Source organism: Mesorhizobium sp. M0626 (genome assembly GCF_040320665.1).
In the GTDB taxonomy this organism is placed as follows: domain Bacteria; phylum Pseudomonadota; class Alphaproteobacteria; order Rhizobiales; family Rhizobiaceae; genus Mesorhizobium.
Genome location: NZ_JAMYQD010000044.1, coordinates 1 through 13,005, shown reverse-complemented (window position 1 = coordinate 13,005; position 13,005 = coordinate 1). Strand labels below are relative to the sequence as shown.

Sequence of the window (13,005 nt, the reverse complement as noted above, 5' to 3'; positions counted from 1 at the left end):
GCGGCGGGTCTGACGGGAAGCGCTGCCAATGCAAGCTCGACGACTGGGGACATGGCGGCGAAAGCCAGCCGCTCCGCGCAAGATCTGTTGGAGGACCAACCCTTGGCCGTAGCGGCCGTCGGTCTCGCCATCGGCGCCGCTATAGGTGCAATGCTGCCCCATACCGCAACGGAGGACGAGCAACTAGGCGCCTATGGCGACAAGCTTCGCGATTCCGCCGAAACTTTGCTCAATAGGGGCCTCGATGAGGCCAAGCAGGTCGCCGCCGAAGCCTATGAGACCATCAAGCAGGAAGCTGGCCGGCAAGATATGGAAGCAGACACGATAGCCGATCAGCTCGGCGAGATCGTGAAGTCCACAGCAGACAAGACCGAGCATGCCGTGCGCGAACGAATTTCCGATACGTCTCAGCGCCAAACCTAGCTTGATGATCCTGGATCAACGATAGCCGGCCTCTCCAGAAAGGGGCCGGTGTTGTCCGTCAAACGGTGACCCGCTCGAGTCACTTCAGAGCCGTGTGCGGACTGATGTCCCTTGCCGTAATCCAGCGGATCAGGTTCTCTGGATTGTTGGCCAACCCGCCGCCGATAAGACGCGGTCAGCAAAACTGGCATCTAGGCGAGGACCGACATTGCACTTGAAGTTCGCAGACCGAGGATGCCGGTCCGCTCTCTGGGACGTAGGGCGACACCCCACTTCACCCCCCAGCCAGCCGCGGCAGCAGAAAAATCTCCGCCCCCGGCGGCAGTTCCTTCGACCACGTATCGCGATAAATCGTCCCGTCGATCGCCACCGCGATGCCCTTCTCGATCCAGGGCTCGATGCCGGGATACTGTTCAGCCAGTTTCCTGAACAGCTCCCTGATGTCCTTGGCCTCGACCTCGACCTTGCTCTGGCCGCCGGCGAGCTGGCCCAGCGCGCCCCAGAGCGTCACTTCGACCATTAGGGCAAGAACCTCATTTTTGCCCTAGCCTCCCCGTTCCGCCTCGATCGCGGCGAGAACCCGTGGCGGCGACATCGGGATGTGGGTCATGCGCACGCCGGCTGCGTTGGAGACGGCATTGGCGATCGCCGCCAGCGGCGGCACGATCGAGGTTTCGCCGACGCCGCGCACGCCATAGGGGTGGTTGGGATTGGGTATCTCGAGGATCTGCGTGTCGATCATCGGCAGGTCGGAGCAGACCGGGATGCGGTAGTCGAGGAAGCCGGCGTTCTGCAGGCGCCCGTCCTTGCCGTAGATGTACTCCTCGTTGAGCGCCCAGCCGATGCCTTGCGCCGCACCGCCCTGGTACTGGCCCTCGACATAGGTCGGGTGCACCGCCTTGCCGGCATCCTGGATCACCGTGTAGCGGATCACCCTGGTCGAGCCGGTATCGGGGTCGACCTCGATGTCGCATATATGGGTGGCGAAGGAGACGCCGGCGCCGTCGGCGACGAGTTCGCTGTGGCCGGCGATCGGCCCGCCGGTCTTGCCGGAAGCGGCGGCGATCTCCTTCAGCGACAGGGCTGCAAGATTGCCGTATTTTTCGCCCTTGGCGATGGCGTGGCCGTTTTCCCAGACCACGTCGTCGACGGGGATGTCCCATGTCTGCGCGGCGCGCTCACGCAGGATCTTGATCGCGTTGCGGGCGGCCGAGATGGTCGCCATCGACGACGAGAAGGTGCCGCGGCTGCCGTCGGTCATGTCGTTGTAGCCGAGAGAGGACGTGTCGGCGACCACCGCCTTGAGCTGGGCATAGTCGATGCCGAGCTCCTCCGCCGCCACCAGCGACAGCGACGCGCGCGAACCGCCGACGTCCACCGTGCCGACAGCCAGCGACACCGAGCCGTCCATGCCGATGTTCAGGTCCACGCAGGTCTGGCCACCGAAGTTGAACCAGAAGCCGCAAGCCATGCCGCGGCCCTGGTTCTTGCCCAGCGGCGCCTTCATGTGCGGATGGTGCTTGGCCGCCTCCAGCGTCGGGCCGATGCCGATCGGGCCGTAGACCGGACCGTAGGAGGAGCGGGTGCCTTCCTGCGCGGCGTTCTTGATGCGGAACTCGACCGGGTCCATGCCGAGTTCCTTGGCCAGCTCATCCACAGCGCTTTCCACCGCGAACGCCGCCATCGGTGCGGAGGGTGCGCGATAGGCCGCGGTCTTCGGCCGGTTGACCAGCACTTCGAAGCCGACGGTCTGGACGTTATCGAGCTTGTAGCAGGCGAAGGCCGTCATGGCGCCGATCTCGGCCCAGGTCCCGGCATAGGGCCCGCTGGTGTAGCGCAGCGTCGCCTCGGCGGCGGTGATGGTGCCGTCCTTGCGGGCGCCGATCTTGACGTCGATCGAGGTCGCGCTGGTCGGACCCGAGGCGCGGAACACCTCGTCGCGGGTCATCACCAGCTTCACCGGCCGTCCCGCCTTGCGCGACAAAGCCAGCGCCACCGGCTCGGCCCAGACATGGGTCTTGCCGCCGAAACCGCCGCCGATCTCCGACGAGGTGACGCGCAGCTTCGAGGCTTCCAGCCCGAGCAGTTGCGCGCAATGCTGGCGGTAGACGAAATGGCCCTGCGTGCAGACCCAGAGGTCGGCGGTGCCGTCGGACGAGACGCTCGCCACGCAGGCATGCGGCTCGATATAGCCCTGATGCGTCTGCTCGGTCTTGAAGGATCGCTCGACGATGACATCGGCGTGGCCGAAACCCTGATGGACATCGCCATGGCCGAACTGGCTGCGCTTGGTGACGTTGGACGGCTTGACCGGCTTTTCCTCGAGACCCTCGGTGAAGATCGTGTCGTTGATCAACGGCGCGGTGTGCTTCATCGCCTCGTCGACATCGGTGACATGCGGCAACAGCTCGTACTCGACCTCGATGAGCTTCAGCGCCTGCCTGGCCGTGCGGGCATCGACGGCGGCGACCGCGGCCACGGCGTGGCCGTCATAGAGCGCCTTGCCGCGCGCCATGCAATTGTCGAGGACGTCGTACATGGCGGCATCGCCATCGGTGAGATCGGGCAGGTCGGCGGCGGTGATCACCGCTTTCACGCCGGCGAGCTTTTCCGCTTTCGAAGTGTCGATCTTGAGGATCCTGGCATGCGCATGCGGGCTGCGCAGGACACGCCCGACCAGCTGTCCCGCCATGTTGAAGTCGGCGCCGTAGCGGGCGCGTCCGGTCACCTTGTCGACGCCGTCGGGACGGATGGGCCGCGTGCCGACGGAGGAGAATTTGCGGCCCGAAAAGCGTGGATCGAAATTCATGCGTGCGTTCCCTTCATCACATTGGCCGCGTCCTGCACCGCGCGCACGATCTTGTCGTAGCCGGTGCAGCGGCAGAGGTTGCCGGCGAGGCCGAAGCGGATTTCTTCCTCGCTAGGATCGGGGTTCTTGGCCAAAAGGTCCTTGGCCGCGATGAGGAAGCCCGGCGTGCAGATGCCGCATTGCAAGGCTGCGTGTTCGAGGAATTTCTGCTGCAGCGGATGCAACTGATCGCCATGCGCCATGCCTTCGACGGTCTCGATATGCCGGCCTTCGGCTTCAGCGCCAAGCACCAGGCAAGAGCAGACCAGCCGGTTGTCGAGGATGATCGAGCAGGCGCCGCAGTCGCCGGTGCCGCAGCCTTCCTTGGCGCCGGTCAGGCCGAGCCGATCGCGCAGGACGTCGAGCAACGTCTCGTCGGGCTGGCAAAGGTATTCGACGCTGTCGCCGTTGATTGTCGTTGAAACTGCTACACCGGCCATCATTTGCCTCCTGCGCGTGCGTAGGCGGTCGTCGCGGCCCGTCCGGCCAGCACGCCCGCAACTTTTCGTCTGAACTCGATGGTGCCGCGCTTGTCGTCGATGGGGCGGCAGGCCCCAGCGCAGATCTTGGCGAGCCGCTCAAGTGCCGCCTCATCCAGCTTCCTGCCGATGAGTGCCTCGGCTGCTTCTTCCACCAGAAGCACGGTCGGGGCCGCGGCGCCCAGCGCGACGCGGGCGGCTGTTATGACGCCATGCTCGTCGAGCGTCAGGTTCACGCCGGCGCTGACCACCGCGATGTCCATCTCGGTGCGCGGAATGAACCTGAGATAGGCGTCGCCCGAACGCGGCGCGCGCTTGTCGAGCAGGATCGCCTCGACGATCTCACCCTTGGTGAGCGAGGTCTTGCCAGGCCCGATCGGCACAGCCTCGACCGGAATGGTGCGCTTGCCCGAGGGACCGGCAACCACGGCCTTTGCGGCGGCGGCCACCAAGGCCGGGACGCTGTCGGCGGCCGGCGATGCGTTGCACAGATTGCCAACGATGGTGCAGCGGCCCTGGACCTGTTTCGAGCCGATCAGCTTCGACGCTTCGACGACACCGGGCCAGGCCTTCTTCAGAACCGAGCTCTCGCCCAGGACGGCGCAGGGGACGGTGGCGCCGATGCTGAAGCCGTCGGCCGTCTCCCTGATCTCGCTCAAGCCCTCGATCGCCTTGATGTCGACGATCAGGTCGGGATCGACAAACCCGCCCTTCATCCGAACGAGGAGGTCACTGCCTCCAGCGAGAATGGCTGATGTGCCGGAAGCGTCGGCCAGCAGGCCAACGGCGTCTTCGATTGAAAGCGGACGTATGTAACGCATCGTCTCCCCTTGGTGATGGTGATCTCGCCGACCGTTATAAACAGTCTCCTCATAATGACCATCCGGTTGCTGATTTCCAGCGATTGGGCCAGCACCGCGAGAGAGATTTTTGTCTAAAGTCTTTGTTTTGATGCATGTCGTTGTCCCAGAACCGCGCACACTTCTGGGCGACATGCATTTAAGCGGCGTCTTTTGCACGGTCGAGGCTGATGCCGATGTCCTTCAAGGCCTCGGCCACGGCCTCGTCCAGCGGGGTGTGCGGGACTTCGCCGATGATGCCTTCCAGCCGGTCGGACACGAGCCGGTGCGGTTCGAAGCGCAGATAGGACATCGAGACGATCTCGCGCCACATCGCCACGAACGGGCTGCCGGCGCGCAGCACCCACCAAGGCATGAAGGTCAGTTTCAGCGGACGTCCCAACGCTTTCTCGGCCGCGGCCTTTATGTCCATGTCGGTGACGGCGTGGCCGGGGAAGTTGAGCGCCTCAAAGAAGCCGAGCTTGCCCTGATTACGCGCCAGGCCGACGAAGCCGATGGCGAAGTCCGGCAAATAGGCCCATTCGTGCACGTGGTTGGCAGGGCCAGGCGCGGTGTAGACGCCCTTGCTCATCTTGGCGGCGACGACGAGGTCGAACCATGATCCGCTGCCGGTGCCGCCGAAGAAATCGCCGGCGCGCAGGATGATGGTGCGGACGCGGCCGGCATCGGCCTCGCGGCGAAACAGCGCTTCCATGGCGCAGCGGATGCGGCCCTTCTCGGTGGTCGGACGGAACGGCGTGTCTTCGGTGACCACCTCAGGCATCGGCGAGCCGTAATTGTAGACAGTGCCGGGGAAAAGATGCAGCGCGCCATTGGCATGGCAGGCGGCCGTGACGTTCTCCGCCATCGGCAGACACTTGCCCCAGTCGGTGTAGATCGGGTTGAGGCCGTTGAAGATGATGTCGACGCCTTGCGTGGCGCGGATCAGCGCCTCGCGGTCGAGCGCATCGCCGGCGACGGCGGTGGCGCCCTTGAGTTCGGCCGGGACCTTGCCGGTGCGGGTGACGGCGCGGACATCGAAGCCGGCGTCGATGAAGGCTTTGCCAACCACGCGGCCGAGCCGGCCATTGGCCCCCAGAATTGCGATCTTGGTCATTTTCTTCTCCGTGTATGTGTTTGCACGGCGAATATGATGCCTCCATATGCGAATGAAAATTGACTGGGGATGCAGCTTTGTTATTCATAAATGAATGGAAGATATCGATTGGAACCTGATCAAGAGTTTCGTCACCGTGGCGGAGACCGGCAGCCTGTCGGCCGCGGCGCGCAAACTGTCGGCCAGCCAACCGACGCTCGGGCGTCACATCGGTGAGCTCGAACAGGCGTTGGGCGTCACCTTGTTCCGGCGCGGGCGGCGCGGCTATGCGCTGACGGAAGCAGGCGCCACGCTGTTCGAACGCGGCAGAGCGGTGAGCGAGCAGGCGAGCGCGTTCGCACTGTTGGCATTGGGCTCGGTCGAGGCGATCGAAGGCACGGTGCGCATTGCCGTCAGCGAGGTGGTGGCGGCCTATGTGCTGCCGAGGATGACGGCGCGGCTCGGCATCGAGGAGCCCGGCATCGAGGTCGAGATCGTCGCCTCGAACCAGGTCGAGAACCTGCTGCGAAGGGATGCCGACATCGCCATCCGCATGGTCAAGCCGGCGCAGAACGAGCTGACGGCGCGCAAGGTCTGCGATATCAAGCTCTGCTGCTGCGCGGCGAAATCCTATCTCGGCAGGCACGGCCGCCCGCTCAAGCCCGCCGATCTTCTCGACCATCCGCTGATCGGCTTCGACCGCAGCGACGAGATGATCCGGGGCTTTACCCAGGCCGGCATCCCCGTCACCCGAAGCAGCTTCCGCTTCAGGGCCGACAACCAGATCGTTCTGTGGGAAGCGCTGCGGGCGGGAAACGGCGTCGGTCTCGGCCAGGAGCCGCTGGCCGACAGCGACCCCTTGCTGGAGAAACTCCTGCCCGGCCTGCCATTGCCGAGCCTGCCGGTGTGGCTGGCCATGCATCGCGACGTGCGCACCAGCGTGCGCATCCGCCGCGTCGCGGATTTCCTCTACGAGGAGCTGAAGCGCTATTCGGCGGGGGCGGCCGCGAATTCGGCGCGGTGAGCGAGCCCGGCCATCAAAAGCACGACCATCAACAGCCCCGACATGGCGACGAAGATCGGCCCGAAGCTGGAATGCTCGGCGACGAAGCCGATCGCCGACGGCGCCACCAATATGCCGGAATAGCCCATGGTGGTGACGACGCTCATGCCGGTGCCCGACGACATGCCTTCCTGGTTGCCGCCGGCCGAGAAGATGATCGGCACCATATTGGCGATGCCGAAGCCGCAGAGAGCAAAAGCCGCGATGGCGATCCAGGGCGAAGGCGACAGGCCGGCGACCAGCATGCCGGCGGCGGCGACCACCGCCGAGCCGCGCAGCGTCGCCACCGCGCCGAAGCGGTTGCGCACGCCGTCGCCGAAAAAGCGCATGACAGCCATGACGCCGGAGAAGGCGGCGTAGGCAAGGCCGGCGATGGCGAGGTCGGCGCCGAGCTCCTGCCGGAGATAAAGCGCTGCCCAGTCGAGCACGGCGCCCTCGGAAATCATCGTCAGCAGCGCCATCAGCCCTACAAGATAGACCAGCGGGTTGGCCGGCAGCGTTAATCTGTGATGCTCGGCGGCCTGCGGCTTGTCCTCGGCGATGAGGTAGCCGACCGCCACGGCAATGACGGCAAAAGCAATGACCGTGACTACAGCCGCATGGGCGAGGTGGCCGTAAGTCTGGATGGCGTAACCGCCCAGACCGCCGCCGGCGAAACCGCCGAGGCTCCAGAAGCCGTGCGACGACGACATGATGGCGCGGGAGAGCCGGCGCTCGACCACCACCGCATTGGCGTTCATGGCGACATCCATGCCGCCGATCGAGCCGCCGAAGATGATCATGGCGATCGCCGCCAGCGGCACGTTGGGCGCCAGCGCCACGATCAGCAGGCCGAGGCTGCCGCAAAGGCCGAACCAGCGCAACACGGTGCGCGAGCCATGCCTGGAGATCAGATGGCCGCACCAGCTCATGGCCGCGACCGCGCCGACGCCGAACAGAAGGATCAGCAGACCGAGGGTGAATTTCGAGATGTCGAGCCGGGTCAGGAACACCGGAATCTGCGGCGCCCAGCTGCCGGTCAGGAAGCCGTTGGCGAGGAAGATCGCGGCTACGGCCCATCGCCCCTGAAGGGCGCTCTGCATGGTGTCTTGCGCGTTCATGGCCCGAATCCGGTCAAGGAATGGCTTTGCGCGGCAAATTAGATCGATTCAATTTCTCGTCAAGCGCCTTTCTCTTCGTCATCCTACGGTTTCCGCGACGTCGCTTCGCGACTGCTCCACCCTAGGATGACGAAGTCGCGTAGGGCCTAGCCAATCGTCAATGATCCCTCGGCCGCCTCGCCTCGAATTCCGCCTTCTTGGCGTCCGAAGCCTCGGTCTGGTTCAGCGCCTGCCATTGCGCATAGGGCATGCCGTAGACGATTTCGCGCGACTGATCCTTGCCGAGATCGACGCCCTCAGCCTCGGCCGCTTCGCGATACCAGTTCGACAGGCAGTTGCGGCAGAAGCCGGCGAGGTTCATCAGGTCGATGTTTTGCACATCGCTGCGCTCGCGCAGATGCTCGACCAGCCGGCGGAAGGCCGCGGCCTCGAAATCGCGTTTCTGGTCATCGCTGAGTTCGGTCATTGCCTTGGATCCTCACAGCGGCCCGGTGCGCGAGCCGAACATCTTCACCTGATGTATATCGGGACGGCGGTCGATGGCGTCAACGATCGGCGCCAGCCGTTGCGCCCAGGCCAGCGCCCCCTTGCGGTCTGATATCAGGTCCTGGCGGATCTCGATCAGCGCATGGGCAAAGCCGTTGACGATGGCGTGCTTGAACATGGTGTCGCCGCGCAACGCGCCGTCATAGGGTTCATTGTCGCCGACGACGAGGTTTTTATCCTGCGCCAGCATGTCGATCAGCGGCCGCGCCACGCGGTCGTCGAGGTCCCACAATATGCCGACATGCCAAGGGCGGATGAAGCCCTGCATGACAGGGGTGAAGGAGTGTACGGAGAAGATGAACGGCGCTTTGCCTGAGGCGTGCGCCACCGACGCGATCATGGCGCCGACCGCGTCCTGATAAGGCCGGTAGAAGCCGTCGAGCCGCCTTTCGCGTTCGGCCGGTGCCATGGGATAGTTTCCCGGCACGACGGTGCCGTCATAGAGCTGGCGGATCAGCGTCGGGTCGTCCTCGCCGCGATTGGGATCGATCAGCAGCCGCGAAAAATTGGCGATCACCGCCGGCACGTCGAGCGCTGCGGCAAGTTCGCGCGTCACCGTCTCGACACCGATGTCGTAGGCGATATGGCGATCGAGTTCCGCCGCCGGCAGGCCTAGACTGCCATACTCCTCCGGCAGGTCGCGGCGGGCATGGTCGGCGACAAGCACGATGCCTCGCTTGCGGTCGCCTTCGACGATATCGAAAGGCGCGAAAACTGTGGATCGGGTCATTGGCTGGAAAGGTCTGTTCGCTGGCTTCCGGGGAGGGTGGTATCGTCATTCCCACGAAGAGGACTGTTGCGCAATGCCGTTGTTTGGCCACGGTTTCTGCGAAAATCCTGTGACGCGCGGCAGATCGCGTGTCGGGGGCCTTTCTAAATCGATTGGAATTGGACAGAACGGCGCGTTGACATGCGCCCGGACTTTTCCGAAAAGGGGCGTTGAGAGATGCAGATGACGTTATTGAGGGGTTTCGGGATGGGTTCCGCCGGCAGGCCGCGTGCGCGCACCGCCTTTGCCGTGCCGCTCCTGACCCTGACGCTAGGGCTCACCGCGCTGGTCGCGGCTTCGCCCGCCCGCGCCGATTTCCGCGTCTGCAACGCCACGCAGAACCTGGTCGGCGTCGGCATCGGCTACCGCGCCAAGGCAGGCTGGATCACCGAGGGGTGGTGGCACATCGAAGGATCGAGCTGCAAGACGCTGATCGAAGGTCCGCTGTCATCGAGGTTTTACTATCTTTATGCAGAAGACGCCGAGCGCGGCGGGCGCTGGGATGGCCCGATCAACATGTGCGTGGCTGAAAAAGAGTTCAAGATCGCAGGCGTTACCGATTGCGTCGCTCGGGGCTTCCAGCGCGCCGGATTCCAGGAATATGACACGGGCGAGCAGGCAAGCTGGATGGTCCAGCTGACCGATGAGTCCACAACGGGAGGCGCTCCAGCCGCCCCGGGAACAAACAGTCAATGAGACGTAGCCGCAAGGTCAAGATCCTCGCCACCATCGGTCCTGCCTCCTCGTCCGAGGAGATGCTGCAGAAGCTGTTCGAAGCCGGCGCCGATGTCTTCCGCATCAATATGAGCCACACCGATCACGAGTTGATGCGCACGCTGGTCGGCCGCATTCGCGCGGTCGAGGAGAAAGTTGGCCGTCCGATCGGCATCCTGGCCGATTTGCAGGGACCGAAGCTGCGCGTCGGCAAGTTCGCCAACGGCAAGGAGGTTCTGACGCCGGGCCAGACCTTCACCCTCGACAACAATCCCGAGCCCGGCACGTCGACCCGGGTCTACCTGCCGCATCCCGAAATCCTGAGCTCGGTCGAGGCCGGCCACCGTCTGTTGATCGATGACGGCAAGCTGGAGCTCAGGGCGGTGAAGAGCGACGGCAAGTCTATCACCTGCACCGTCGTCGCCGGCACCACCATTTCCGACAAGAAGGGCGTCAGCCTGCCCGACACCGACCTGCCGGTCGGTGCGCTGACCGAAAAGGACCGCAAGGACCTCGATGCGGTGCTGGCGGAAAGCGTCGACTGGGTGGCGCTGTCCTTCGTGCAGCGGCCGGAGGATTTGGCGGAAGCCCGCAAGATCGCGCGCGGCCGGGCACTGATCATGGCCAAGATTGAAAAGCCGCAGGCCGTCGCCCGGCTGGCCGAAATCATCGAACTCTCCGACGCGCTGATGGTCGCCCGCGGCGATCTCGGTGTGGAAATGCCGCTGGAAGCGGTGCCCGGCATCCAGAAGCAGATCACGCGCGCCGCGCGCCGCGCCGGCAAGCCGGTGGTGGTCGCCACGCAAATGCTGGAATCGATGATCACCGCGCCGGTGCCGACCCGCGCCGAGGTCTCCGACGTGTCGATCGCCGTGTTCGAGGGCGCCGACGCCATCATGCTTTCAGCCGAATCCGCTGCCGGCGCCTATCCGGTCGAGGCGGTGGCGATGATGAACCGCATCGCCACCAAGGTCGAAACCGACCCGACCTATGCCGGCATCATCAACGCGCAGCGCTCGGAACCGGAAGCAACCGGCGCCGACGCCATTTCGCTCGCCGCCCGCGAGATTGCCGAGACGCTGAAACTGTCGGCGATCATCACCTATACGGCGTCGGGCACCACCGGCCTGCGCGCCGCGCGCGAGCGGCCGCAAGTGCCGATCATCGCGCTGTCGCCGATCCTCAACACGGCGCGGCGGCTGTCGCTTTTGTGGGGCACGCATTGCGTCGTCTCGCCCGACGCCAGCGACCTCGACGACATGGTCGACCGCGCCTGCCGCATCGCTTTCGAAGAGGGGTTCGGTCAGCCGGGCGACCGCGTCATCATCACGGCGGGCGTGCCGCTGAGGACGCCGGGTTCGACCAACATGCTGCGCATCGCCTATGTCGGGTCGGACGTGCAGGCCACCCGCAACATAGGTTGACAGAGGCTTCAACTCATCACAGTTCGCAGCGCTCTTGCCGCACCTTCGGCGTGATCGATACGCTGAAGGAAGCGGTGTGCGCGAGGAACGGGGTCGTGCAGGTACTGGTCCGGACCCAGCATCTTTCGCCGGTTGAGTTCGACTGTGTCGAGCAGATCGAAATCGACCGTGGCGATCGTGCAGTGCCACCCGGGATTGCGCGACGCCCAGCCCCTCTTGTGGTGTTTTAAAAGCCGCTCGCGGGCTGAATAGCCGTGGTAGTCGAAGGCGATCACGCCGTTCGTCGCGTAAATATGGTTCCCGGAAAAGCCCTCGCCAGGAATGATCCGTTCGCCGTAAAAGCCGTCCAGAGGAGGACGCTCGAGAAAGGCGCCGGCAAGAATGGCGCACGCGCCATAGCCGAAGAAGATGCGGTCCGGCAACGCCCATCGCTTCTCCGGGTTTCTCTTGATGCCGTGTTTCAGGACATACATTGCGATCAGGTCGGGGCCAGTTCCGCGTCGGGCACGGTGATGTCGGGGCACTGTGCATCGTTGTAGGCATCGCCGGCGATGCGTGCTTCCACGGTTTTTGCCATTGCCTGCAGGTCGACGACCTTGCCGGCGACTTTCTCGATCGCGCCGACGACGAGGTCGGAGGCGATCCAATCCGGCTTGTGGCCCAGATTGTGGACCCAGATCAGTTCGGCGCCGGGGATGTCCCTGACCAGGCCGACCGAATGGATCGAGGCATAGACCACCTTGTCGCGGTCGCCCGAGATGACGATGGTCGGCGCTGTGATGTCGCGGTAATGCGGCGCGGCCTTCAGCGTATAGTCGTAGAGGCCGGCGACATCGATGGCGTTGGCGCGGAAAGCGCCGGGACGCAGCACCAGCGGAATCGAGGCATTGCCGACATAGCCTTCCGGCACCTTGTTGGGAGAAAACACGCAGGCCGTGGCGCCGTCCATCTGCAGCGTGCCTGCCGGATAGGTCAATGTCTCCGAGAACAGCCAGCCGATGATGGGGGTGGCGGTCAGCTTGTAGTACCAGGCGGTCGCGCCGCCCGGCCAGGGGTGGCTGACCGGCGACAGAAAGACCAGCCCGAGCGTCTTGTCCGGGTGTTCGCGGCCAAAGGCGGCGGTGATCACGCCGCCAAAGGAATGGCCGACCATGATCGCATTGTGGATGCCGAGACGGTCCATCAGCCTGGCGATGGTGTCGGCCTGCGCCGACGGGCTCTCATTGCCGGGGCCGCGTGCCGACCAGCCGAAGCCCGGCCGGTCGAGGAAGACCATCTCCGCGCGGCCTTCGAGCAAAGGCCTGATCGGCAGCATCTGATCCCTGAGGTTGGCGCTGGCGCCATGGATGAAGACGATCGCCGGCAGCTCGGCATTTTGTGGCGCCGGCACGTGGACATAGTGGATGCGGGTGGCGTCGATGTCGGCAAATTCGCCGGCCGGCGGGTTCCGCCACTCGATCAGCCACGCGCCGGCGCGGGTGACACCGGCCAGGGCAAAGACGAGCGCGAGGAGCAAAGCACAGGCGGCGTAAATGAGGTTCATGCGCGGAGATACGGGGGTGGAGGGGGATAAGTTCTAGGGAGTAGGGAGTAGGGAGTAGGGAGTAGGGAGTAGGGAGGAGGGAGTAGGGAGAAGGGAGATGGGAGTCGGGAGTATGCTGAATGGAGTATGGAGGAGGCACCTTGGTCGAGGGGGGCGGGAGT

The 13,005-nt window shown here is 64.7% G+C and carries 13 protein-coding genes and 1 pseudogene; 4 read left to right on the top strand and 10 right to left on the bottom strand.

The annotated features are described in order from the left end of the window. Nucleotides 1-423, top strand: a pseudogene (locus NKI37_RS31480) (hypothetical protein); the annotation flags it as partial. A 274-nt stretch (nt 424-697) separates the two neighbouring features. Here NKI37_RS31480 and NKI37_RS31475 read toward each other — a convergent pair. The 5 genes from NKI37_RS31475 to NKI37_RS31455 all read right to left on the bottom strand — a co-directional run bounded on the left by NKI37_RS31475 (nt 698) and on the right by NKI37_RS31455 (nt 5,706). Continuing rightward, complete coding sequence (locus NKI37_RS31475) at nt 698-943, bottom strand: MoaD/ThiS family protein (protein ID WP_023684042.1); 246 nt, start codon at nt 941-943, stop codon at nt 698-700. Between the two features lie 24 nt (nt 944-967). Further along, nucleotides 968-3,232: a xanthine dehydrogenase family protein molybdopterin-binding subunit gene (locus NKI37_RS31470; RefSeq protein ID WP_023673127.1), complete on the bottom strand. Its 2,265-nt coding sequence runs from the start codon at nt 3,230-3,232 to the stop codon at nt 968-970. Further along, nucleotides 3,229-3,711, bottom strand: a complete 483-nt coding sequence (locus tag NKI37_RS31465; protein ID WP_352791720.1) for a (2Fe-2S)-binding protein — start codon at nt 3,709-3,711, stop codon at nt 3,229-3,231. Before NKI37_RS31465 ends, NKI37_RS31470 begins: the two co-directional genes overlap by 4 nt. Next, nucleotides 3,711-4,571: an FAD binding domain-containing protein gene (locus NKI37_RS31460; protein WP_023693632.1), complete on the bottom strand. Its 861-nt coding sequence runs from the start codon at nt 4,569-4,571 to the stop codon at nt 3,711-3,713. Before NKI37_RS31460 ends, NKI37_RS31465 begins: the two co-directional genes overlap by 1 nt. Nucleotides 4,572-4,749: 178 nt before the next feature. Continuing rightward, nucleotides 4,750-5,706, bottom strand: a complete 957-nt coding sequence (locus NKI37_RS31455) for an SDR family oxidoreductase (RefSeq protein ID WP_352791722.1) — start codon at nt 5,704-5,706, stop codon at nt 4,750-4,752. Nucleotides 5,707-5,800: 94 nt separating this feature from the next. Between NKI37_RS31455 and NKI37_RS31450 the strand changes: the two genes are divergently transcribed. After that, complete coding sequence (locus NKI37_RS31450) at nt 5,801-6,709, top strand: LysR family transcriptional regulator (protein ID WP_352791724.1); 909 nt, start codon at nt 5,801-5,803, stop codon at nt 6,707-6,709. Here the strand turns inward: NKI37_RS31450 and NKI37_RS31445 are convergent. From NKI37_RS31445 to NKI37_RS31435, 3 genes are all read right to left on the bottom strand, one after another. Continuing rightward, nucleotides 6,673-7,848: an MFS transporter gene (locus NKI37_RS31445; RefSeq protein ID WP_352791726.1), complete on the bottom strand. Its 1,176-nt coding sequence runs from the start codon at nt 7,846-7,848 to the stop codon at nt 6,673-6,675. The two genes, NKI37_RS31450 and NKI37_RS31445, sit on opposite strands and share 37 nt — an antisense overlap. A gap of 157 nt (nt 7,849-8,005) precedes the next feature. Beyond that, a complete protein-coding gene (locus tag NKI37_RS31440; RefSeq protein WP_023690051.1) occupies nt 8,006-8,314 on the bottom strand; it encodes a DUF1244 domain-containing protein in 309 nt (102 codons plus the stop codon). A gap of 12 nt (nt 8,315-8,326) precedes the next feature. Further along, complete coding sequence (locus NKI37_RS31435) at nt 8,327-9,124, bottom strand: N-formylglutamate amidohydrolase (protein WP_352791728.1); 798 nt, start codon at nt 9,122-9,124, stop codon at nt 8,327-8,329. Nucleotides 9,125-9,370: 246 nt separating this feature from the next. Between NKI37_RS31435 and NKI37_RS31430 the strand changes: the two genes are divergently transcribed. Both NKI37_RS31430 and pyk read left to right on the top strand, forming a co-directional pair. After that, nucleotides 9,371-9,859, top strand: a complete 489-nt coding sequence (locus NKI37_RS31430; protein WP_023673118.1) for a DUF1036 domain-containing protein — start codon at nt 9,371-9,373, stop codon at nt 9,857-9,859. Further along, a complete protein-coding gene (pyk, locus tag NKI37_RS31425) occupies nt 9,856-11,301 on the top strand; it encodes a pyruvate kinase (RefSeq protein ID WP_023673117.1) in 1,446 nt (481 codons plus the stop codon). Before NKI37_RS31430 ends, pyk begins: the two co-directional genes overlap by 4 nt. An 8-nt stretch (nt 11,302-11,309) precedes the next feature. On the opposite strand, the gene NKI37_RS31420 is transcribed toward pyk, so the two are convergent. Both NKI37_RS31420 and NKI37_RS31415 read right to left on the bottom strand, forming a co-directional pair. After that, nucleotides 11,310-11,774: a hypothetical protein gene (locus tag NKI37_RS31420; RefSeq protein ID WP_023826710.1), complete on the bottom strand. Its 465-nt coding sequence runs from the start codon at nt 11,772-11,774 to the stop codon at nt 11,310-11,312. 5 nt (nt 11,775-11,779) lie between these two features. Next, the gene (locus NKI37_RS31415) at nt 11,780-12,844 is read right to left on the bottom strand and encodes an alpha/beta fold hydrolase (RefSeq protein WP_352791730.1); all 1,065 of its coding nucleotides are present in this window, start codon (nt 12,842-12,844) and stop codon (nt 11,780-11,782) included. Nucleotides 12,845-13,005 lie beyond the last annotated feature (161 nt).

What these genes read in the sequence shown, in the direction of transcription:
- NKI37_RS31475 (WP_023684042.1), bottom strand. Translation starts at nt 943, where the DNA reads ATGGTCGAAGTGACGCTCTGGGGCGCGCTGGGCCAGCTCGCCGGCGGC.
- NKI37_RS31470 (WP_023673127.1), bottom strand. Translation starts at nt 3,232, where the DNA reads ATGAATTTCGATCCACGCTTTTCGGGCCGCAAATTCTCCTCCGTCGGC.
- NKI37_RS31465 (WP_352791720.1), bottom strand. Translation starts at nt 3,711, where the DNA reads ATGGCCGGTGTAGCAGTTTCAACGACAATCAACGGCGACAGCGTCGAA.
- NKI37_RS31460 (WP_023693632.1), bottom strand. Translation starts at nt 4,571, where the DNA reads ATGCGTTACATACGTCCGCTTTCAATCGAAGACGCCGTTGGCCTGCTG.
- NKI37_RS31455 (WP_352791722.1), bottom strand. Translation starts at nt 5,706, where the DNA reads ATGACCAAGATCGCAATTCTGGGGGCCAATGGCCGGCTCGGCCGCGTG.
- NKI37_RS31450 (WP_352791724.1), top strand. Translation starts at nt 5,801, where the DNA reads ATGGAAGATATCGATTGGAACCTGATCAAGAGTTTCGTCACCGTGGCG.
- NKI37_RS31445 (WP_352791726.1), bottom strand. Translation starts at nt 7,848, where the DNA reads ATGAACGCGCAAGACACCATGCAGAGCGCCCTTCAGGGGCGATGGGCC.
- NKI37_RS31440 (WP_023690051.1), bottom strand. Translation starts at nt 8,314, where the DNA reads ATGACCGAACTCAGCGATGACCAGAAACGCGATTTCGAGGCCGCGGCC.
- NKI37_RS31435 (WP_352791728.1), bottom strand. Translation starts at nt 9,124, where the DNA reads ATGACCCGATCCACAGTTTTCGCGCCTTTCGATATCGTCGAAGGCGAC.
- NKI37_RS31430 (WP_023673118.1), top strand. Translation starts at nt 9,371, where the DNA reads ATGGGTTCCGCCGGCAGGCCGCGTGCGCGCACCGCCTTTGCCGTGCCG.
- pyk (WP_023673117.1), top strand. Translation starts at nt 9,856, where the DNA reads ATGAGACGTAGCCGCAAGGTCAAGATCCTCGCCACCATCGGTCCTGCC.
- NKI37_RS31420 (WP_023826710.1), bottom strand. Translation starts at nt 11,774, where the DNA reads ATGTATGTCCTGAAACACGGCATCAAGAGAAACCCGGAGAAGCGATGG.
- NKI37_RS31415 (WP_352791730.1), bottom strand. Translation starts at nt 12,844, where the DNA reads ATGAACCTCATTTACGCCGCCTGTGCTTTGCTCCTCGCGCTCGTCTTT.